The sequence below is a fragment of the Rhodanobacter sp. G2-10 genome (assembly GCF_055809185.1).
The window spans coordinates 956424-975809 of sequence record NZ_CM147900.1 but is presented as its reverse complement, the minus strand read 5'-3'; the positions used below and the strand labels follow the sequence as shown (position 1 = coordinate 975809).

20 protein-coding genes are annotated in these 19386 nt (G+C 64.8%); 7 read left to right on the top strand and 13 right to left on the bottom strand.

Annotated features, from left to right (window positions below; genetic code table 11):
• Positions 1–17 precede the first annotated feature (17 nt).
• From AC0L58_RS04300 to AC0L58_RS04290, 3 genes are all read left to right on the top strand, one after another.
• On the top strand, positions 18–875 hold the full coding sequence (locus AC0L58_RS04300; protein ID WP_473687033.1) for a prepilin peptidase: 858 nt from the start codon (positions 18–20) through the stop codon (positions 873–875).
• Positions 872–1522 carry a dephospho-CoA kinase gene (coaE, locus tag AC0L58_RS04295; protein ID WP_473687031.1) on the top strand — a complete coding sequence of 217 codons (651 nt, stop codon included), beginning with the start codon at positions 872–874 and terminating at the stop codon, positions 1520–1522. Before AC0L58_RS04300 ends, coaE begins: the two co-directional genes overlap by 4 nt.
• A gap of 96 nt (positions 1523–1618) precedes the next feature.
• Positions 1619–2146 (top strand): REP-associated tyrosine transposase, encoded by a 528-nt coding sequence (locus AC0L58_RS04290; RefSeq protein WP_473687029.1) that lies wholly within the window; start codon positions 1619–1621, stop codon positions 2144–2146.
• A gap of 716 nt (positions 2147–2862) precedes the next feature.
• Here AC0L58_RS04290 and AC0L58_RS04285 read toward each other — a convergent pair.
• From AC0L58_RS04285 to AC0L58_RS04250, 8 genes are all read right to left on the bottom strand, one after another.
• Complete coding sequence (locus AC0L58_RS04285; protein ID WP_473687027.1) at positions 2863–3228, bottom strand: NUDIX domain-containing protein; 366 nt, start codon at positions 3226–3228, stop codon at positions 2863–2865.
• A 38-nt stretch (positions 3229–3266) separates the two neighbouring features.
• The gene (locus AC0L58_RS04280; RefSeq protein WP_473687025.1) at positions 3267–3755 is read right to left on the bottom strand and encodes a dihydrofolate reductase; all 489 of its coding nucleotides are present in this window, start codon (positions 3753–3755) and stop codon (positions 3267–3269) included.
• A gap of 174 nt (positions 3756–3929) precedes the next feature.
• Complete coding sequence (locus AC0L58_RS04275; protein ID WP_473687023.1) at positions 3930–4724, bottom strand: thymidylate synthase; 795 nt, start codon at positions 4722–4724, stop codon at positions 3930–3932.
• 110 nt (positions 4725–4834) lie between these two features.
• Positions 4835–5722, bottom strand: a complete 888-nt coding sequence (gene lgt, locus AC0L58_RS04270) for a prolipoprotein diacylglyceryl transferase (protein ID WP_473687021.1) — start codon at positions 5720–5722, stop codon at positions 4835–4837.
• A 404-nt stretch (positions 5723–6126) separates the two neighbouring features.
• The gene (locus AC0L58_RS04265; RefSeq protein WP_473687019.1) at positions 6127–6630 is read right to left on the bottom strand and encodes a TPM domain-containing protein; all 504 of its coding nucleotides are present in this window, start codon (positions 6628–6630) and stop codon (positions 6127–6129) included.
• 1 nt (position 6631) lies between these two features.
• Positions 6632–7507, bottom strand: coding sequence for a TPM domain-containing protein (locus AC0L58_RS04260; protein WP_473688564.1), 876 nt, complete (start codon positions 7505–7507; stop codon positions 6632–6634).
• Between the two features lie 4 nt (positions 7508–7511).
• Positions 7512–8132, bottom strand: a complete 621-nt coding sequence (locus AC0L58_RS04255) for a LemA family protein (RefSeq protein WP_473687017.1) — start codon at positions 8130–8132, stop codon at positions 7512–7514.
• Positions 8133–8226: 94 nt separating this feature from the next.
• Entirely contained in the window at positions 8227–8598 is a 372-nt protein-coding gene (locus AC0L58_RS04250) for a diacylglycerol kinase (protein WP_473687015.1), read from the bottom strand.
• Positions 8599–9006: 408 nt separating this feature from the next.
• Here AC0L58_RS04250 and AC0L58_RS04245 point away from each other — a divergent pair, with 408 nt between their 5' ends.
• Genes AC0L58_RS04245 through AC0L58_RS04235 form a run of 3 tightly spaced genes read left to right on the top strand, consistent with a single transcriptional unit; the run spans position 9007 to position 12538 of the window.
• Positions 9007–10551: a peptide MFS transporter gene (locus AC0L58_RS04245; RefSeq protein ID WP_473687013.1), complete on the top strand. Its 1545-nt coding sequence runs from the start codon at positions 9007–9009 to the stop codon at positions 10549–10551.
• A 56-nt stretch (positions 10552–10607) separates the two neighbouring features.
• Complete coding sequence (locus tag AC0L58_RS04240) at positions 10608–11951, top strand: ATP-binding protein (protein ID WP_473687011.1); 1344 nt, start codon at positions 10608–10610, stop codon at positions 11949–11951.
• Positions 11951–12538 carry a response regulator transcription factor gene (locus AC0L58_RS04235; protein WP_473687009.1) on the top strand — a complete coding sequence of 196 codons (588 nt, stop codon included), beginning with the start codon at positions 11951–11953 and terminating at the stop codon, positions 12536–12538. Before AC0L58_RS04240 ends, AC0L58_RS04235 begins: the two co-directional genes overlap by 1 nt.
• A gap of 220 nt (positions 12539–12758) precedes the next feature.
• Here AC0L58_RS04235 and AC0L58_RS04230 read toward each other — a convergent pair whose 3' ends face one another.
• From AC0L58_RS04230 to AC0L58_RS04220, 3 genes are read right to left on the bottom strand one after another with little or no spacing between them, the layout of a single operon-like run.
• Positions 12759–13808, bottom strand: coding sequence for an isoaspartyl peptidase/L-asparaginase family protein (locus tag AC0L58_RS04230; protein ID WP_473687007.1), 1050 nt, complete (start codon positions 13806–13808; stop codon positions 12759–12761).
• Between the two features lie 54 nt (positions 13809–13862).
• Complete coding sequence (locus AC0L58_RS04225; protein ID WP_473687005.1) at positions 13863–15614, bottom strand: M56 family metallopeptidase; 1752 nt, start codon at positions 15612–15614, stop codon at positions 13863–13865.
• A complete protein-coding gene (locus AC0L58_RS04220) occupies positions 15604–15972 on the bottom strand; it encodes a BlaI/MecI/CopY family transcriptional regulator (protein WP_473687003.1) in 369 nt (122 codons plus the stop codon). The genes AC0L58_RS04225 and AC0L58_RS04220 overlap by 11 nt, the downstream gene beginning before the upstream one ends.
• 169 nt (positions 15973–16141) lie before the next feature.
• Between AC0L58_RS04220 and AC0L58_RS04215 the strand changes: the two genes are divergently transcribed.
• The gene (locus tag AC0L58_RS04215; protein WP_473687000.1) at positions 16142–17503 is read left to right on the top strand and encodes a 3-oxoacid CoA-transferase; all 1362 of its coding nucleotides are present in this window, start codon (positions 16142–16144) and stop codon (positions 17501–17503) included.
• Between the two features lie 31 nt (positions 17504–17534).
• Here the strand turns inward: AC0L58_RS04215 and AC0L58_RS04210 are convergent, their stop codons facing one another.
• The gene (locus AC0L58_RS04210) at positions 17535–18548 is read right to left on the bottom strand and encodes a sensor histidine kinase (protein WP_473686998.1); all 1014 of its coding nucleotides are present in this window, start codon (positions 18546–18548) and stop codon (positions 17535–17537) included.
• Positions 18549–18567: 19 nt separating this feature from the next.
• Positions 18568–19299: a response regulator transcription factor gene (locus AC0L58_RS04205; protein ID WP_473686996.1), complete on the bottom strand. Its 732-nt coding sequence runs from the start codon at positions 19297–19299 to the stop codon at positions 18568–18570.
• Positions 19300–19386 lie beyond the last annotated feature (87 nt).

Below are 19386 nucleotides of genomic sequence, written 5' to 3'. Positions count from 1 at the left end.
ACGCACAAGGCTGACGCATGCCCGAACTTCCACTACCCGTATGGATCACTCTCGCCGCCGTGCTCGGCCTGCTGGTGGGCAGTTTCCTCAATGTGGTGATCTTGCGTCTGCCCGAGCGCATGTCGGCTGGCTGGCGCCGGGAAGCACGCGACGTGCTGGAGATCGAGGCCGACGAGGAACCGTTGCCACCCGGCATCGTGCGCGAGCCTTCACACTGCCCGCATTGCAAGCACCCGTTGTCGGCGGCGGACAACATCCCCTTGTTCGGCTGGCTGCTTCTGCGCGGGCGCTGCCGCTACTGCAAGACGAGGATTTCCGTGCAGTACCCGCTGGTGGAATTGCTCAGTGGCGTCTTGAGCGCGGTGGTGGTGTGGAAATTCGGGCCGACCTGGATCGCCCTGGCGGGGCTGGTGTTCACCTGGATCCTGATTGCCGCGGCCGGGATCGACTTTCGTACCCAACTTCTGCCAGACCAGCTGACCTTGCCGCTGCTGTGGCTGGGGTTGTTGCTTTCGCTGCTGCCGATGTTCGTGAGTGCCTCCTCGGCCATCATCGGCGCCGCAATCGGCTACCTGTTCCTGTGGAGCGTGTACTGGGGCTTCAAACTGCTTACCGGCAAGGAAGGCATGGGTTACGGCGATTTCAAGCTGTTGGCGGCGCTCGGCGCATGGATGGGGCCGGTGGCGCTGTTGCCGATGATCCTGCTGTCGTCGGTGATCGGCGCGCTGATTGGCGGAAGCATGATCGCGCTACGCAAGCACGAGCGTGATATTCCGATGCCGTTCGGGCCCTTCATCGCCGCGGCCGGCTGGGTGTGGTTCATCGCCGGGCCCAGCTTGCTGAAGGGCTATATGCAGTTCACCGGCTTGCGATGAGCGAGCGCACGCCCTCCTTCGTGGTGGCACTGACTGGCGGTGTCGCAGCCGGCAAGAGCGCGGTGACGCGACGCTTCGAGGCGCTCGGCGTGCCCGTGCACGATGCCGACGTGGCCGCTCGTGCGGTGGTCGCGCGAGGGTCCGATGGTCTGGCCAAAGTGGCTGCCGCGTTCGGGGCCGACGCACTCGACCAGGCCGGCGAGCTGGATCGCGCGGCGATGCGCAGACGGGTGTTCGCCGACCCGGTGGCGCGCAGCAAGCTGGAAGCAATCATCCACCCGCGCATACGGGCGTGGCTACGCGAGCGCGTGGCGACAGAGCGCGCGCCTTATTGCTTGCTGGCAGTCCCGCTGCTGGCCGAGAACATCGCCCAATACCGCTGGCCCGACCGCGTGCTGGTGATCGACGTACCCGAAGCCGTGCAGCTGGCTCGCCTGATCGCCCGCGATGATATCGACGAAGCGCTTGCCCGGCGCATGATCAGCCAGCAAGCCAGTCGCGCCGAACGGCTCGCTTTGGCCGACGACGTGATCGACAACAGCGGCGACGAAAGTGCGCTGGATGACGCGGTGGCGTCGCTGCATGAACGCTATCTTGCGCTCGCGAGGCAAGCGGCGGGCATAGCCCGCCCTACACCAGCGCCGTAGAGCGGGCTATGCCCGCCGCTCATCGCCGCAATTCCCGACAACATTCATGGTCATGCGCCGATAATGCACGCCGCGTCGGCCGGCTAGCTTGGGTGTATGCCCAATTATCGACGAGCCCGACGCGAGGGATCCACCTGGTTCTTCACCGTGGTCACCGCGCAACGACGACGTATTCTGGCGACCGCGCATGCCGTATCTGCCTTGCGCCAAAGCGTGGCCGCGGCGCGTCACCAAAAGCCGTTCCACATCGATGCCTGGGTGGTCCTGCCAGACCACATGCACGCCATCTGGACCCTGCCGCCGGGCGACCGGGATTTTTCCAGCCGCTGGGGCTTGATCAAAGCCGGCTACTCCAGAAACTCGGGGCTACCGCACACATCAGCCACGCGCCTCGACAGCGGCCTTTGGCAACCCCGATTCTGGGAACACCGGATTCGCAATGCACGGGATTACGCTGCCCACATGGACTACGCGCACTACAACCCGGTCAGGCACGGATACGTGACCCGGGTACAGGATTGGCCTTACTCCAGCTTCCACCGTGCGGTGCGCGAAGGTCTTTATCCGCTCGATTGGGTAACCACCGAACCGCGATTCGCCGAGCCTGCAGATTTCGGCGAATAGGCAGCGACACCGCTCCAGCCTATGTTGAACGTGCCGTAGGGCGGGCTCTGCCCGCCGTTCTCGCGCGCGACGAAAGGCCGGCGGGCGGAGCCCGCCCTACGCGGTTCGGCGCGGGATTACAGGGTGCGGTGACGACGGGGCGGTTCCACGGCATCAGCAATTCCCGTCGCTCCCGCGGCACCGTAGGGCGGGCTCTGCCCGCCGTTCTCGCGCGTGACGAAAAGCCGGCGGGCCGAGCCCGCCCTACGCGGTTCGACGCGGGATTACGGAGTGCGGTGACGACGGGTGGTTCGACGGCATCAGCAATTCCCGTCACTCCCGCTTCACCGTAGGGCGGGCTCTGCCCGCCGCTCTCGCGCGCAACGAAAAGCCGGCGGGCGGAGCCCGCCCTACGCGGTTCGACGCGGGATTACGGAGTGCGGTGACGACGGGTGGTTCGACGGCATCAGCAATTCCCGTCACTCCCGCTTCACCGTAGGGCGGGCTCTGCCCGCCGCTCTCGCGCGCAACGAAAAGCCGGCGGGCGGAGCCCGCCCTACGCGGTTCGACGCGGGATTACGGAGCGCGGTGAAGACGGAGTGGTTCGACGGCATCAGCAATTCCCGTCACTCCCGCTTCACCGTAGGGCGGGCTCTGCCCGCCGTTCTCGCGCGTGACGAAAGGCCGGCGGGCGGAGCCCGCCCTACGCGATTCGGCGTGGGTGCGGTGACGCGGGGTCACAGCAATGCCGTCAGGATCACTCGGTCCGCGGGTGCCAGGGTCGCGGGATCGATCTTTGTCGGCGCCAGCCACTTCAGCGGCTGGCCTTCGAGCGATGTCGGTTCGCCGCGCCACGAGAGTACGCGCCAGGCGTCGAGCAGCAGTTCGCGCTGGTCGTAGCACCACGGTACGTGGATCAGGGGCTCTGCACCCTGCACCTGAATGCCCAGCTCCTCTTGCAACTCCCGCACCAGCGCGGCGAGGGGTGTTTCGCCGGCTTCGAGCTTGCCACCGGGAAATTCCCAGAACCCTTCGAGATGCTTGCCCGCGGGACGTTGCGCCAGCAGCACGCAGCCGTTGCGATCCAGCAGCAGGCCCGCCATCACATGCATGACCGTTGGCGGCGCCGCGAAAGAAGACATCAGGCGCTGCGCAGGTACTCGACCATGTCGAAATCGTAGGCGTGGTCGGCGTCGGCCTTGTGGTGCACGCGCGAGACTTCGGTCCATTCGCTGAAGTGCACGCCGGGGAAGAAGGTGTCGGCACCATCGATGGCGGCGCTGACCCAGGTCAGGTACATGCGGCGCGCCCGTGACAAGGCTTCGGCGAACACCATGCCGCCGCCGATCACCATCAGGCCGGTATTGCTGCAGCGGGCCTGCGCCTCTTCGATCGAGCGCACGGTGATCTGGCCGGGGAATGGTGCTTCGTGTCGCCGCGACAGCACGAGGTTGACCCGATCCGGCAGGGCGCGGCCAATCGACACGGCGGTGTTGTAGCCCATCAGCACGTTCTTGCCCGTGGTCAGCTGCTTGAACCAGCGCAGGTCATCGGGCAGATGCCAAGGCAGCTCGCCCTTGCGGCCGATGGCAAAGTTTTCATCAAGTGCGGCAATCAGCGAGACAGCCATGGCAAATCCTTCGAAACGAGTTCAATAAAAGGTACGCCGCCCTGGCGCCACCGGATGCATGGAATCTTAGCAGCCTGCACGCAGGCTGGCGGTAGCAGCGGCCGGGATGCACCGGTCGGGTAGCGAGTTCCAGGTCGGTGCGGCAACCAGGCGCTCGCGCACTTCGGCGCGCTCCTACACGGCAACGGGGGCCTTGATCGCGGGGTGGGATTCGTAGCCCTCGATTGCCACGTCCTCGTAGCGGAAGTCGAAGACCGAGCGCACCTCGGGATTGAGCTGCAACCGCGGCAACGGCAGCGGCTCGCGACTCAGCTGCAGGCGTGCCTGCTCGAGATGGTTGTTGTAAAGATGCGCGTCGCCCAGGGTATGCACGAAATCGCCCACGCTGAGCCCGCAGACCTGCGCGATCATGTGGGTGAGCAGGGCGTAGCTGGCGATGTTGAAGGGTACGCCGAGGAAAATGTCACCCGAACGCTGGTAGAGCTGGCAGCTCAGTTTTCCGTCCGCGACATAGAACTGGAACATCGTATGGCATGGCAACAGTGCCATCTTCGGCAGCTCGCCCACATTCCAGGCGCTGACGATCAGTCGCCGCGAATCGGGGTTGCGCCGGATCTCGTCGACGACCCAGGCGATCTGGTCGATCACGCTGCCGTCCGCGGCGCGCCAGGCGCGCCATTGTTCGCCATAGACCGGGCCAAGGTCGCCATCGGCGTCGGCCCACTCGTCCCAGATGCGCACGCCGTGTTCTTTCAGGTAACCGATATTGGTGTCGCCGCGCAGGAACCAGATCAGCTCGTGCACGATCGACTTCAGGTGCAGCTTCTTGGTGGTGACCAGCGGGAAACCTTGCGACAGATCGAAACGCATCTGCCAGCCGAACACGCTGCGCGTGCCGGTGCCGGTGCGATCGGACTTTTCGGTGCCGTGGTCGAGAACGTGGCGGAGCAGATCGAGATATGGACGCATGGGTCAAGGATAACCGCAGCAGGTGCCGCATGGCAGCAGATCACGCGGCAGGGCGGGCTCTGCCCGCCATGCGCTCCATTCGGATCAAGAGCCGGCGGGCAGAGCCCGCCCTACGGCGCGTGTGTGGCCAGCGGCAAGGTGGGGGCGCGGCGCGACATCGCGATCAGCACCAGCCCGATCACGATCAGGGGTACGGATTGCATCTGCCCCATCGTCACCCACGAGGTGCCGAACAAATAGCCCAGCTGGGCATCTGGCACGCGCACGAATTCCACCGCGAAACGGAACACGCCGTACAGCAAGGCGAACAGGCCGGAAATCAGGTAACGCGGGCGCGGCTTCATCGACACCAGCCACAGCACCACGAACATCACCACACCCTCCAGCGCCAACTCGTACAACTGCGACGGGTGGCGCGGCAAGCCGCCGAACTGTTGCAGCGAAGGCAACCAGGCGGGATGTACCGATGCCCAGCTGACATCCTCCGCCTGCGCACCGGGGAAGATCATCGCCCATGACACGTGGCTGGGCTTGCCCCACAACTCGCCATTGATGAAATTGCCGAGACGGCCCAGCCCCAGCCCGATCGGGACCAGCGGCGCCACGAAATCCACCGTGTCGAAGAAATGCAGGGCCTGCCGCCTCGACCACCACCAGCCTGCCACCAGTACGCCGAGCAGGCCGCCGTGGAAGCTCATGCCGCCGTCCCACACCTTGAACAGTGCCAGCGGGTTGGTCCAGATCCAGCTCAGGCCGCCTTCGTAATAGAACAGCATGTACCAGACGCGCCCACCGACGATCACGCCCAGCATGCCGTAGAACAGCAGGTCGCCCAACGCATCCCGGGTGACCGGCAAACGGCCGCGCCGCCGCCGGTACTCGCCGAGCACCGCGACAAAGAAGAAACCCAGCAGGTACATCAGACCGTACCAGTGCACCTGTATCGGGCCGAGGTGGAAAGCGACCGGGTCGAAATGGGCAACGAAAGGTTGTGACATGCGGACGGTACTGAAGAGGCAAAGGACAAGTGTAACGGCAGCCAACCGGTTGGGGTCTCGAATGAGGCTGTTTTGCTCGTCGTCCCGGCAAAAGATGCAGGTGTGACGGAGCCTATTTGATGGCCTTCCCGGCAACGCCTGTCCCGCACTGTTGGCGTGAAGAGCTGCCCCCATCCGCCCTGTCGGGCACCTTCCCCCGCTTTGTGGGGGAAGGGGTATGCCTGCCTTTCGGTATGGCTTGCATGAACGTCGTTCCTTCCTCCGTTTACGGGGACAAGGCGGCAGGACTGCCGCCTTGAGCAGCTGCGCTGCCCGCAGGGCGAGCGCCATCGATGGCGCGAGTTCAAGGTGCCCGACAGGGCGGATGGGGGCGCTTTGACATCATTGACTTGTTCGGCGTCGCCTCAAAGCAGCACCGGTCGATCCGGCAACTCGTCGGGATTGGCCTTGTCATTGCCGGGGAAGTGTTTCAGCAGCAGGGCGTGCGTGGCAGCAATGCCTTCCAGGCTGCCCTCGCGCCATTCACCACGGGCATAACGATCGCGCATGCTCGCGCAGATCGCCTCCCATTCCGCGGGTGCCACCCGTGCGGCGATGCCGCGATCGGCGACGATCTCGATGCGATGCTCGGCCAGCAGGACGTAGAGCAGCACGCCACTGTTGTGCTCGGTATCCCACACACGCAGCTCGCTGAATGCCTGGCGCGCACGCGTGCCGACATCGAGCCCGCCCAGCACGGCCAGCGGATCGAGTCGCGATTCGATCGCCATGCACACCTCACCCTTGTGGGCGCGTTCGCCCGCCGCGATCGCCGCGGTGATCTCGTCCAGCAAGGCGGCAGGAAAGCGTCGTCGAAGCTGGAACCAGCCCTCGAACAGGTTTGCCATCACTCGCTGCATGCGCGCCATTTCACCAGCTCCCCGAGGCACCGCCGCCGCCGAAGCTGCCGCCGCCTCCACTGAAACCGCCGCCGCCGAAACCGCCGCCGCTGCTGCCACCAAACCCGCCACCGCCACCAAAGCCGCCGAAACCACCCCAACCACCGCCGCCGGCCGAGCGCCCGCCACCGGAGGGCAGCAACATCACCAGACCACCCACCACGGCGCCCAGCACGCCGGCCCCGACGGAAACCAGCAACCACAGCAATCCGCCGATGATGGCGCCGCCCAGCGGCGCCCGCACCAGCGCATGCGTCCGGCCGAGCACGCCGCGCAGGAACACCGCGGCGAACAACGCGATCATCAACATGCCCTGCAGACCCGGGCCATGATGCTCGCGTGGTGCTCCCTCCACCGGCGGCGGCAACGGCTCGCCGTCGATCAGCTGGGTCAGGGCGCCGACGGCGTCGTTGATGCCGCCGAAATAGTCACCTGTGCGGAACTTCGGGGCGATGTATTCGCGAATGATGCGCGCGTTGGCGGCGTCGGGGATCGCACCTTCCAGGCCGTAACCCACTTCGATGCGCACGTGCCGGTCGTTCTTGGCGATCAGCAGCAGCACGCCGTCATCGGTGCCCTTGCGGCCGATCTTGTTGGCTTCGGCGACCGCCAGCGAGTATGCCTCGATCGGCTGGTCGCCAGTGCTGCCGACCATCAGCACCACCAGCTGCGCACCTTTGGTCTTCTCCAGCGCCACCAGTTGCGCATCGAGCTGATCGACCTGGGCTGCCGTCAGCGTGTGGGTGAGGTCGGTGACATGCCGCGCCAGTTTCGGCACGGAGGCCGCGGCATGGAGCGCGGCCGGCAGCCACAGCAACAACGCCAGCAGCGGCAGCAGGCGGCGAATCACCTCAGTGTGCCGAGGTCGCCGGTGCCGGGGTGTTGGTGCCGAAATCCACGGTCGGCGCGGTGGAGATCGCTTTCTCGTTGTCGACGCTGAAATTCGGCTTGACCTTGTAGCCGAACATCTTGGCGGTCATGTTGTTCGGGAAAGTGCGGATCATCGAGTTGTACTGCTGCACCGCCTGCACGTAGCGGTTGCGCGCCACGGTGACGCGGTTCTCGGTGCCCTCCAGCTGCGCCTGCAGGTTCTGGAACAGACCATCCGCCTTCAACTGCGGATAGTTTTCGCTGACCACCATCAGCCGCGACAGCGCGCTGCCCAGCTCGCCCTGGGCGGCTTGGAACTGCTTCAGCTTCTGCGGATCGTTGATGGTGTCGGCGTTGACCTGCAGGCTGCCCACCTTGGCGCGCGCGTTGGTCACCTCGACGAAGACCTTCTCCTCGTGCTGGGCGTAGCCCTTGACCGTATTGACCAGGTTCGGCACCAGGTCGGCGCGGCGCTGGTACTGGTTCAGCACCTCGGACCAGGACGCCTTGACGGCCTCATCCTGGCGCTGGATGGCGTTGTAGCCGCACCCGGAGAGCAACCCGACGAGCAGCAGAACAACCAGCGTACGCGAGATCTTCATGGGGTAGCTCCTGTGCGGACAGACCTGCATTGCAGCATCCGGCCCGCGGCAACGCAATCATTAAGCGAATGGCTGCGAAAGTGCGGCCGTATTCCTAGAGCCAGCGCGGCAGCAAGATCAAACCCCAGCTCACGGCAACCAGCACCAGCAGCACGAACACCGCTGCCGAACCCATATCCTTGGCGCGACCGGCCAGTTCGTGGAATTCCGGGCTGACCTTGTCCACCACGGCCTCGATCGCGGAGTTGAGCAGCTCGGCCGATATCACCAGCAACGGGACCAGGATCAGCGCGAACTTCTCCAACCCGCCCTGCCCCAACCAGAGCCCGATCGGCACCAGCACGATCACCAGACACGCCTCCAGCCGGAACGACGCCTCGTGCCGCCAGGCGGCGTGAAGACCCTTCATCGACCAGCGAAACGCATTCCACAACTGCTTCGGACCACGAAAACCCTCGGCTGGCATGGCTTGTGTCCCCTCAGGCTGTCGCCGGTGACGGCGATCCGGTGTGGGGGTGGGTTTGGCTGGATGGCGACAGCATGGCGGAGAGCATTCCGGTTTCCGCGCGAAAAGTGCGCGCGTCATGATGCCACAAGGCGGGCTGCCGACGGCTGGCGATGCGTGGCAGTCCGAGTGGCGTGGCGTGCGCCGCGGCAGGAGCCGGCGGGCAGAGCCCGCCCTACGGCGCGACACCTGGTAGGGCGGGATCTGCCCGCCATCGCCAAGCATGGGCAGCGGCTTTTGTCATGTCGCAGTGCAACTAGGCGCGACATGGCGATAGGTTACCCTTGCCCGGTTGTGATCCGTTCAGGATCTCGCTCCGCCGGCCCGTGTCAGCACGGCGCCATGGTTTGAACACCGCACGGAAAACATATGGCAATCCAGAATCCACCTGTGTCCCAGACACGCTCTTTCTTTACCGTATTCATGATCGAGCTGTGGGAGCGCTTCGGCTACTACGGCATGCAGGCGCTCATCATCTATTACATGGTGCAGCGGCTGGGCTTTGCCGATGAACGGGCGAACCTTACCTGGAGCGCCGCCGCCGCCCTGATCTACGTGGCACCGGCGATCGGCGGCTGGATTGGCGACAAGATCCTGGGCACGCGACGCACCATGTTGCTTGGCGCTGGAATCCTCTCGCTCGGCTACGCCCTGATGACGGTGCCCACCGAGAACACGTGGGCGTTGTTTGGCGCGCTGGGCGTGATCGTGGTCGGCAACGGTTTGTTCAAGGCGAACGCAGGCAACCTGGTCCGCAAGATCTACGAGGGCGACGATTCGCGCATCGACAGCGCGTTCACCATTTACTACATGGCAGTGAACATCGGCTCGACCGCCTCGATGCTGCTCACGCCGTGGATCAAGGATTACGTCAACGAAACCTGGGGCCACGAACTGGGCTGGCATGCGGCGTTCGGCGTGTGCTGCATCGGTCTGATCGTGGGGCTGGTCAACTACATGCTGATGCGCGCATCAATGCGCCACATCGGCTCCGCTCCGGACGCCCTGCCGGTCAACAAGGGCCGGCTGCTCGCCGTACTCGGTTGCGGCGTGCTGGCGGTGGGCGGATCGGCGGCGGTGCTGCAATACGAAGATCTGGCGCGTGCGTTCGTGATCATCGCCGGCATCGTGGTGCTGGGCATTTTCATCTACCTCATCAAGGCCAGCGAAAAAGGCGAGCGCGCTGGGCTGATCGCCGCGCTGGTGCTGACCATCCAGACCATCTTCTTCTTCATTTTCTATCAGCAGATGTCGACCTCGCTGAACCTGTTTGCCTTGCGTAACGTGGACCCGAGCTTCGACGTGTTCGGTGTGCATCTGTGGGACTGGAAGCCGGCGCAGTTCCAATCGTTCAATCCGATCTGGATCATGATCCTGAGCCCGGTCCTGGCGATTCTCTACACGCAAGCTGGCAAGAACGGCAAGGATTTCTCGATTGCCACCAAGTTCGCACTTGGCTTCGCCGCCGTGGCTCTTGGCTTTTTCATCTACAGCGCTGCCGCGCACTTCACCACTCAGCCCGGCAAAACCACGTCGTGGATCATGGTCTGGGGCTACGGCTCCTCCTCGCTGGGCGAGCTGCTGGTAAGCGGCCTGGGACTGGCAATGATCGCCCGTTACGTGCCCGCACGCATGGGCGGTTTCATGATGGGTGCCTATTTCGTGGCTTCGGGTATTTCGCAGTACCTGGGCGGAATCGTCGCCAACTACGCCAGCGTGCCGCAGGACGTCACCGATCCGATCCAGACCATGCCGATCTACACCAACCTGTTCTTCTGGCTGGGCGTGGCTGGTGTCATCTGCACCCTCATCGCACTCGCCGTGTTGCCGCTGATGAGGAAGCTGTCCCGCGAGCACCATTTGCACAACGGTGCCGCCGACGTTCCGCTGCCGACGATCGGTTCGGAACAGTAAACCAAGCCTGATCCGCACGGCCCGCGTGAACGCGGGCCGTGCGTTGCCGAACCATCATGCCCCACCGTCGCAACAAACCACGCTCCCGCATCGGCCCGTTCGCGCTCACCCGCACACTGGCCTGGCTAAGGTTGTGCGCGATTGGCGGCCAAAGTGCGGCCGTGCTGGTCTGCGCGTGGTGGATGCATCTTCCGATTCCGCTATTGCCGCTGCTGCTGGGCATCGGCCTGCTTGCGGTGTTCGCGGTCTTCGCCGCGTGGCGGCTGGGCCAGCCGTGGCCAGTGCGCGAGTGGGAAACCATCGGGCACATCACGGTCGACACCCTGGTGCTTGGCTATTTGCTGTATTTCACCGGCGGTGCCAGCAATCCGTTCATCACCTTGTTGCTGGTACCGATCGCGCTCAGCGCCGCGGCACTGACTGTGCGCGCCGTGCTGGCGGTATCCATGCTGGCCGCGCTGGCTTACCTGCTGCTGTTGCTGTGGTATGTGCCGCTGCCGATGCCGTCCAGCGGCGACGACGGGTTTGCGCTGCATGTGGGCGGCATGGCCGTGAACTTCGTGATCACCGCGCTGCTGCTGGGATTCTTCATCAACCGGCTGGCGCATGCGGTGCGTCTGCAGCAGTTGGAGGTGCAGCGGGTGCGCGAACGGGCCCTGCGTGACGAAGGCATTCTGGCGATCGCCACCCAGGCAGCTGGCGCCGCGCACGAACTCAACACGCCGCTGTCGACCATGCGCACGCTGTTGCCCGAAATTCGCCGCGAACATGCCGAGGATACCGGTCTCGCGGAAGACCTGGAGCTGCTTGAAGGTCAGGTGGATCGCTGCCGCACCATCCTGCGCGAGATGGTCACCTTCGGCAAGGCGCAACTGTCGCAGGAGCGGGAACGCATCAGCGTGGCCCGTTTCATCCACGGTTGCCTGGAGCGGTTCCAGCTGCTGCGCCCGGAGGCCGAGCTGACACTGACGCTCGACGAGGCCGTGGCAAGCATGGAGCTGCGTACGCCGCCAGGCCTGCGCCACGCACTGATCAACCTGCTCAACAACGCGGCGGATGCCTCGGCCGCGAACCAGTCCCATGCGGTGGCCTTGCGGATATCCTGCGACGACAACTGGCTTCAGCTGAGCGTGTTCGACCACGGCACCGGCTTCGACGACACCGATGAGCTGACGTTGATCGGCTTCTCGCGCAAGCAGACCGGCCTGGGCATTGGTCTGACCCTGGCCGAAGCCACCGCCGAGCGGTTGAGTGGCGAGCTGGTGGCACGCAATGCCGAGCATGGCGCCGAAGTGTGCCTGCGCCTGCCGCTGGCGGTCGTCGCGGAAACATCCGGGCGTGCAAGCAAGGGCGCTTCCGGCAAGAATAGAGAACTGATCCAGCCGAAGGAAACACCGTAATGACCGAGCTGCCCCAGGTCGATCCCGCGCGCCCCCTGCTGTTGGTCGACGACGATGCCACCTTCCTGCGCGTACTGGCGCGCGCGCTCGGCTCGCGCGGCTTCGAGGTCATCACCGCCAGCAATTTCGACGAAGCCCGAGCCCTGACCCGCCGGCATCGTCCACGCTACTGCGTGCTCGACCTGAAGCTGGGCGAGGAGAACGGGCTGCGCCTGATCCCCGAGTTGCACACGCTGGTGCCGGACATGCGCGTGCTGCTGCTTACCGGTTATGCGTCGATCGCCACCGCGGTGGAGGCGATCAAGCGTGGCGCCCACGATTACCTGGCCAAGCCAGTCGATGCCGACGCCGTGGTGCGCGCCTTGCTGGATGGCGACAACAACGGGCCGGATGAAGACGACCTGCCGGACGCCCCCGAACAGCCACTGGCTTTGCGCCGGCTGGAATGGGAGCACATCCAGCGGGTGCTGACCGAGTGCGACGGCAACATCTCCGAAACCGCACGTCGGCTAGGCATGCATCGCCGCACCCTGCAGCGCAAGTTGAGCAAGCACCCGGTGCGCGAACGCCCCGACCGCGACGATTGAGCCCAGCGATCCAGCAGACACGTCGCCCTACGCAGGGCGGGCTCCGCCCGCCGGCTCACCATGCTGCGCCCGAAACGGCGGGCAAAGCCCGCCCTACATCACGAGGTACGGAACCCGCTGAGACCACACCGACGCGTCGCCCCGCGTAGGGCGGGCTCCGCCCGCCGGCTCTCGTGCGACGGACGGCGGGCAGAGCCCGTCCTACGTCACGCGTGCGGGGCTACTCGGCGCTGTCGGACGACGCGGGCTCCGGGATTTCCGCGGTGCCGTCGTCTTCATCGCCGTAGATCGCCACGTGCGGCGTGCCGTCGGCGCCGATCCAGCCGCGATACATGCCGTCGGTATTGAACGGGATCGAGATCTGGCCTTGCGCGTCGAGCGCGATGGCGCCGCCGTTGCCGCCCATCGACGGAATCTCCTGGTTGATCACCACTGCGGCGGCGCGCTTGAGCGGCACGCGCATCTGGGTCACTTTCATGCAGATCTCGTGGGCCGCCACCGTGCGCTGGTAGTACTCGCCCCAGCCGGTGCCGGAAACGGCGCAGCCCGCGTTCGCGTAAGTTCCGGCGCCAATGATCGGTGAATCCCCGATGCGCCCCCAGCGCTTGTCGTTCATGCCGCCGGTCGAGGTGCCGGCGGCGAGGTGGCCCTGGGCGTCCAGCGCCACCGCGCCGACCGTGCCGAAATGCCTGGCCGTCTCCTCGTCCGCATGCGGCTGCTTCGCCGCGTCCTCCTTCAATGCCCGCTGCAATTGCTGCCAGCGTTCCTCGGTCCGGAACCAGGACGAATCCACCAGGCGGATGCCCTGTTCCTTGGCAAACTCTTCCGCACCGCTACCGGAAAGCATCACGTACGGCGTCTTCTCCATCACCGCACGTGCCAGCAGGATCGGATTCTTCACATGCTCCACTCCGGCGACCGAGCCCGCTTCCAACGTGTTGCCATCCATGATGGCCGCATCCAGCGCATTCTTGCCGTCGTGCGTGAACACCGCGCCTTTGCCGGCATTGAAGTGGGGATCGTCCTCCAGTACGACGAGCGCGGTGGTGACCGCATCCACGGCCGACTTGCCTGCAGTGAGCTCGGCATATCCACGTTGCAGCGCCAGCGTCATCGCGGCACGGATTGCCTTTTCCTTCGCCGGGGTCATGTCGTGCCGAATGACGCCGGCTCCGCCGTGGATAACCAGCACGGGCGAGACTTCGGCGTGACAACCGGCAGCGATGCTCAGCGCAACTGCGGCGGTGGCGAGGGAACGTCGACAAGACATTGCGGCGACACTCTTCAGGGCTATGCCGCCAGTATATCGAGCGGATGTGAAGGCTCAGGCAGTCGCTGGCCTGCTTGTCATTTCCGCGGTGCGCGCGGGACATCCCTCCAACGGCGTCAGGTCGATGGAGTAGTGCGAATGGCCATCAGCGCCCGGGCCGCCGGCGTGCAGCAGTTCGTTGGGCCGACCCAGCAATCGGGATTTGGCCAGGGTTGCACCTGATTCATCCGCAACCTTCAGTTCGATACCCAGCTTGCCACCGGCGACCGGCGATACCTGGGTGGAGATGTTCATGGCATGGCTCTTCACGGAGGCTGGCTGGCCCACGCCCGTACACACCGCCAGATTCACGCGCCTGTCATGCGCGGCCCCGGCTTCCTCTCTGCCCAGATTGATCGAGAGGTTGAGCTGATACTCGGGGTCACCGACCCTGGCATGGTCGGGCGCCGCAACGGCGCCACTCACGCCGGTCCCGGCCGCACATCCCGGCAAGGGCGTCAGGACAAACTTGATGGTGTTGTCTTCACGCCCGGCCTGATCCTGGCCCTGAACGACCTGACCGAACTGCACCGTTGCTGATATCCCCGGCAAGGTGCGTACAACCGGTTTGGCCGACTGGATGTGCACGTTGCCAGCGCCACGATCGAATCGCGTATCCACCTGCGCACGGATCTCCAACTGGCCATTCGCCACCGGCGCGATGGCAAACCGACCCTGCCACGAAAACTTGTCTGCCGGCTTGCCTGTTCCGTTCGCCATCACGTACTGATTCGGTGTCACGCAGTAGCTGAAGTGCGATGCATGGTCCCCGCCGCCCATGACGGCGTCGATGGTCAAGGTGTAGTGCTCGGCCGGAGCCGCCGCGGGAGGTGCGCGGGGTGCCGGGGTGGTGGCGTACACCGCGCTGACCACGCTGGCAGCAATCGTGACCAGGACGACACCGCCCGTCCGGCGGCGCGTAACGTCGGGTTGCTTGAGTTTCAACATGGCGATTCGCTCCGTGACGGGATGACGCGGTGACCAGGGGCAACCGACCGGCAACGCCATCTCCGCCGACTGGGTTTTCAGCATCGCCTGGGCGTAGCTGCGCCGCTTCGCGCCGTGCTCATGCAACACGGCAGCATCGCAGGCCAGCTCCTGATCGTGACGCAGCGCGAACAGCGCCCACCACGCCAGTGGGTGAAACCAGAACACGGCGGCGAAGATGCGGCCGAGCAGGCACCACCAGCCATCGTGACGACGTGCATGCATGGTTTCGTGAGCAAGAATGAGAACCTGCTCCACATCGCTGTAGCGTTGTTCGAAATCGGCCGGCAAGATGATTCGGCTGCGCCACGCTCCGACCAGTGCCGGCCCGATGTCCGCCGTGGCTGCGCGCAGCACCGGGCGAGCCGAAGCCAACCCGTCCACCACTCGCGCGTCGTGCAGCCGCCTGCGGTATCGCAGCTGCGCACGCATGGCCAACAGCAGGCTGACAGCGCTACCCGCCAGCCACAGGATCAGCGCGAGTAAGCGCCAGTCGACGGAATGCGCCGACGCGATTTGGGTGTGCGGCATGAGCGCCGCCGGGGTGACCGTGGATATCATGGTCGAAAACACCGTGACCGGCGCGGCCACTGCATGCGGCAACTGACTTGACAGCATCGCCAGCGGCGGCAGCAGCCACCATTGAAATGCACGCTCGGCGCCGAACAGATGCCGGCATGGCTTGCGCAACGCCGCCACCAGCAACACGGCGGCGGTAAAGGCGAGCAGCAGCAGCCAGCCGCGCCCAAACCAGTCAATCGCGGCGAGTTCACTGCTCATCGTCGAGTTCCTTCAGCAGTTTGCGCAGCTCGGCGATGTCCTTCTTCGACAACTTGCGCTGCTCGGAAAAGTGCGCCACCAGCGGCGCCACACGGCCGCCGAAAAGGCGGTCGAGCAGGCCCTTGCTCTCCTGCGACACGTATTGCTCGCGCGCCAGCAACGGCGTGTAGAGATAGCGGCGGCCATCACGCTCCGCATGCACGGCTTTCTTGCGCAGCAAGCGATTGAGCAGGGATTTCACCGTGCCCTCCTGCCAGCCTTGCGCCGGACCGACCTCGGCCAGGATCTCCTCGGCGGTGCGCGGAGCCTCGCGCCACAGCACATCCATCACCACCGCTTCGGCTTCGCTGATCGCCATGAGTCACCGTTTACACGTGTAAGTGGATTTATGTTTACACCTGTAAATGATTGCGTCAAGCGAGCAAGCGAGAGACCTTGACCCGTCATGCGACCTTCGTACGAGGCCAGCCGGTGGCAATCCGGCGTATCCTTGGGGACTGATTCTCCTTGAGCAGGAAGGCATCGCAATGAACAAGGTTTACCCGAGCGCCACCAAAGCCCTTGATGGCCTGTTGTTCGACGACATGACGATTGCTGCCGGTGGTTTCGGTCTGTGCGGCATTCCCGAGAACCTGATCGACGCGCTGATCAAGGCCGGCACCAAGGATCTGACCATCGTGGGCAACAACGCCGGCGTGGACGATTTCGGCATGGGCCCGCTGCTGAAGACGCACCAGGTCAAGCGCGTTTACGCCTCCTACGTGGGCGAGAACAAGGAGTTTGAGCGGCAGACGCTGGCCGGCGAACTGGAATTGCACCTGACTCCGCAGGGCACGCTGGCCGAGAAGCTGCGCGCGGGCGGCGCCGGCATTCCGGGCTTCTACACGCGCACCGGTTTCGGCACCAAGCTGGCCGAGGGCAAGGAAACCAAGCGCTTCGGCGACAAGGAGTACGTACTGGAGGAGGCGATCACCGCCGACCTGTCGATCGTGAAGGCGTGGAAGGGCGATGCGCACGGCAACCTGGTGTTCCGCGAGACCGCGCGCAACTTCAATCCGATGATCGCCACCTGCGGCAAGGTTTGCGTGGCCGAGGTGGAGCACCTGGTGCCGGTGGGCGAGCTGGATCCGAACAACATCCACGTGCCGGGCATCTATGTCGACCGCATCGTGCAGGGCGAGAAATACGAGAAGCGGATCGAGTTCCGCACCATCGCCGGTGTGGTGGCCGGCAAGGAGAACCCGACCCGCACGGCCATGGCCAAACGCGCCGCGAAGGAGCTGGAAGATGGCTTCTACGTGAACCTGGGCATCGGCATTCCGACCATGGTCGCCAACCATATTCCGGAGGGCGTCAGCGTGACCTTGCAGTCGGAGAATGGCCTGCTCGGCATCGGTCCGTTCCCGACCGAGGAACAGCTCGATCCCGACCTGATCAACGCCGGCAAGCAGACCATCACCACCCTGCCCGGCTCCAGTTTCTTCTCGAGCGCCGATTCATTCGCGATGATCCGCGGCGGTCATATCGACCTGTCGATCCTGGGCGGCCTGGAAGTGTCGGCCAAGGGCGACCTCGCGAACTGGATGGTGCCGGGCAAGATGGTCAAGGGGCCGGGCGGCGCGATGGACCTGGTCAGCGGCGTCAAGCGCGTGGTGGTGCTGATGGAGCACACGGCGAAGGACGGCAGCCCGAAGATCAAGACCGAATGCGACCTGCCGCTGACCGGCAAGCAGGTGGTGGACCTGATCATCACCGACCTGTGCGTGTTCTCGGTGGAGAAAGGCAAGGGCCTGACCCTGATCGAACTAAACGACGGCGTGACGCTGGACGATGTAAAGGCCAAGACTGGCTGTGCGTTCGTCGTGGATGCATCGCTGAAAGCGGGCTGATTCGGCGGCAGGAGCGCAGTTCAGTGCGCTCCTACAGCTTCGAATCCGTCTCCGGATCGGCCGGCAGTGCATCGGGGAAGTGGATGCACGCGACATTTTCCCGGTCGAGCCGGCTCTGCAGTTCCAGCGGCCAGCCGAAGCGGTCGCTGATCTGCCGCGCGATCGCAAGCTCGAACCCGTGCCGATCCGCGCGCTGGGTATCGACATTCCCGGCGACGTCGGTCGGATCAAGCCAATTGCTTACGCAAACCACACCCGGTTCCACGCGAACCACCACGCTGCCGCGCTCGGCCTGTTGACAGGCATTGCGCAGCAATTGCCAGCACAGCACGGAGAACACCTGCGGCGAGCCTTCCAGCGCAAAGCGTGCCGAGTGCTCGAGCCGCAGCTCGACCGAGCGGCGACCCAGGAGCTCGCGCGCCGCATCCAGCTCCCGCTCCAACACCTCGTTCACCACGAAACGTTCCTTGTCCGTCGGGGTGTCGGCGTCCCGCGCCAGCACCAGCAGGGCCTCCACCAGCATCTCCAATTCGCGTGAAGCACGGTGGATGCGACGCACCGACCGTGCCCCGAAATCGCTCAGGCCGGGCTCGTCGGCCAGCATGTCGCCGGACATCTTGATCACGGTGAGCGGGCTGCGCAGTTCGTGGCTGGCATCGCGGGTGAAGTTGCGTTCGCGCTGGCCGTAACCGGCGATGCGGCTCGCAAAGCCGTGCAAGCCCCGGGCGAGCGATGCCACGTCAGCGTCGGTGCGTCGGGGCAAATGATTCGGTTGAAAGGCGTCGGGATCCGGCTTGGCGTAATCCCACCCATCGATCAGCCTGGCCAATGCCCGGATCGGGCCCCACTCGTGCTGGGTGGCCAGACACGCGAGCACCGTGGTGATCAGGATCAGCACGATCACGGCCGGCCACGGCGCGACATCGAAAATGCCCATGGCACAAACGATCAACACCGCCACGAATTGCAGTCCGAACACCCATGCAATGCGCCGCTTGAATGCTCCCACGCGGAATGTGGTGGCGCTGGTCGCCCTGCTGTTCATCACCTTCGCCGTTTCAGTGTCAGGCGGTCTGGGTCGTTGACGCCATTTCCGATTCGAGATCCGCCAAACGGTAACCCGCCGAATGGATCGTGTGTAGCAGAGGCCGTGCGAAGGGTTTGTCGATGACCCGACGCAGATTGTAAAGATGCGAGCGCAAGGTATCGGAATCGGGCAGCGTATCGCCCCAGATCTCGCGCTCGATATCGCGCCGGCTGACCACCCGCGGCGACTCGCGCATCAGGATCGCCAACAGCTTGAGCCCGATCGGCGAAACCACCAGTTCCTCGCCGGCACGGGTCAGGCGCAAGGTGGCGGTATCCAGCGTCATGTCGCCGACGGTCAGCACCTCGGTCGACACCTGACGACGGTCACGACGGATCAGCGCACGCAGGCGGGCTTCCAGTTCGCGTACCTCGAACGGCTTCACCAGATAGTCGTCGGCGCCTGCTTCGAGACCGGTCAGCTTGTCTTCGAGGGTGTCACGCGCGGTCAGCATCAGCACCGGGGTGGACTTTTTTGCCTCCTTGCGCAGCTTGCGACAGACCTCCAGGCCGTCCAGCCCGGGCAACATCAGATCCAGCACGATCACGTCGTAACTGTTGGCCACAGCCAGATGCAGCCCGCTGACGCCGTCGGCCGCATAGTCCACCGAGTAGCCACGCCGCTCGAGAAATTCGCCCACCATCTCGGCGATCTGGCGATTGTCTTCCACCAGCAGGATCAAGCCTGCCTGTTCCTCATGCATGGTCATATCGTCCTCGCTGCCGTTCGACTTCACATTTGTGAAGGTATACACGGCGACGGGGTGATGCCGATGTGAAACCGGCATGGGAAATTC

Excerpts from the sequence above, each read along its gene's own strand:
- AC0L58_RS04300 (WP_473687033.1), top strand. The coding sequence starts at position 18 with ATGCCCGAACTTCCACTACCCGTATGGATCACTCTCGCCGCCGTGCTC.
- coaE (WP_473687031.1), top strand. The coding sequence starts at position 872 with ATGAGCGAGCGCACGCCCTCCTTCGTGGTGGCACTGACTGGCGGTGTC.
- AC0L58_RS04290 (WP_473687029.1), top strand. The coding sequence starts at position 1,619 with ATGCCCAATTATCGACGAGCCCGACGCGAGGGATCCACCTGGTTCTTC.
- AC0L58_RS04285 (WP_473687027.1), bottom strand. The coding sequence starts at position 3,228 with ATGGCGGGCCTGCTGCTGGATCGCAACGGCTGCGTGCTGCTGGCGCAA.
- AC0L58_RS04280 (WP_473687025.1), bottom strand. The coding sequence starts at position 3,755 with ATGGCTGTCTCGCTGATTGCCGCACTTGATGAAAACTTTGCCATCGGC.
- AC0L58_RS04275 (WP_473687023.1), bottom strand. The coding sequence starts at position 4,724 with ATGCGTCCATATCTCGATCTGCTCCGCCACGTTCTCGACCACGGCACC.
- lgt (WP_473687021.1), bottom strand. The coding sequence starts at position 5,722 with ATGTCACAACCTTTCGTTGCCCATTTCGACCCGGTCGCTTTCCACCTC.
- AC0L58_RS04265 (WP_473687019.1), bottom strand. The coding sequence starts at position 6,630 with ATGGCGCGCATGCAGCGAGTGATGGCAAACCTGTTCGAGGGCTGGTTC.
- AC0L58_RS04255 (WP_473687017.1), bottom strand. The coding sequence starts at position 8,132 with ATGAAGATCTCGCGTACGCTGGTTGTTCTGCTGCTCGTCGGGTTGCTC.
- AC0L58_RS04250 (WP_473687015.1), bottom strand. The coding sequence starts at position 8,598 with ATGCCAGCCGAGGGTTTTCGTGGTCCGAAGCAGTTGTGGAATGCGTTT.
- AC0L58_RS04245 (WP_473687013.1), top strand. The coding sequence starts at position 9,007 with ATGGCAATCCAGAATCCACCTGTGTCCCAGACACGCTCTTTCTTTACC.
- AC0L58_RS04240 (WP_473687011.1), top strand. The coding sequence starts at position 10,608 with ATGCCCCACCGTCGCAACAAACCACGCTCCCGCATCGGCCCGTTCGCG.
- AC0L58_RS04235 (WP_473687009.1), top strand. The coding sequence starts at position 11,951 with ATGACCGAGCTGCCCCAGGTCGATCCCGCGCGCCCCCTGCTGTTGGTC.
- AC0L58_RS04230 (WP_473687007.1), bottom strand. The coding sequence starts at position 13,808 with ATGTCTTGTCGACGTTCCCTCGCCACCGCCGCAGTTGCGCTGAGCATC.
- AC0L58_RS04225 (WP_473687005.1), bottom strand. The coding sequence starts at position 15,614 with ATGAGCAGTGAACTCGCCGCGATTGACTGGTTTGGGCGCGGCTGGCTG.
- AC0L58_RS04220 (WP_473687003.1), bottom strand. The coding sequence starts at position 15,972 with ATGGCGATCAGCGAAGCCGAAGCGGTGGTGATGGATGTGCTGTGGCGC.
- AC0L58_RS04215 (WP_473687000.1), top strand. The coding sequence starts at position 16,142 with ATGAACAAGGTTTACCCGAGCGCCACCAAAGCCCTTGATGGCCTGTTG.
- AC0L58_RS04210 (WP_473686998.1), bottom strand. The coding sequence starts at position 18,548 with ATGAACAGCAGGGCGACCAGCGCCACCACATTCCGCGTGGGAGCATTC.
- AC0L58_RS04205 (WP_473686996.1), bottom strand. The coding sequence starts at position 19,299 with ATGACCATGCATGAGGAACAGGCAGGCTTGATCCTGCTGGTGGAAGAC.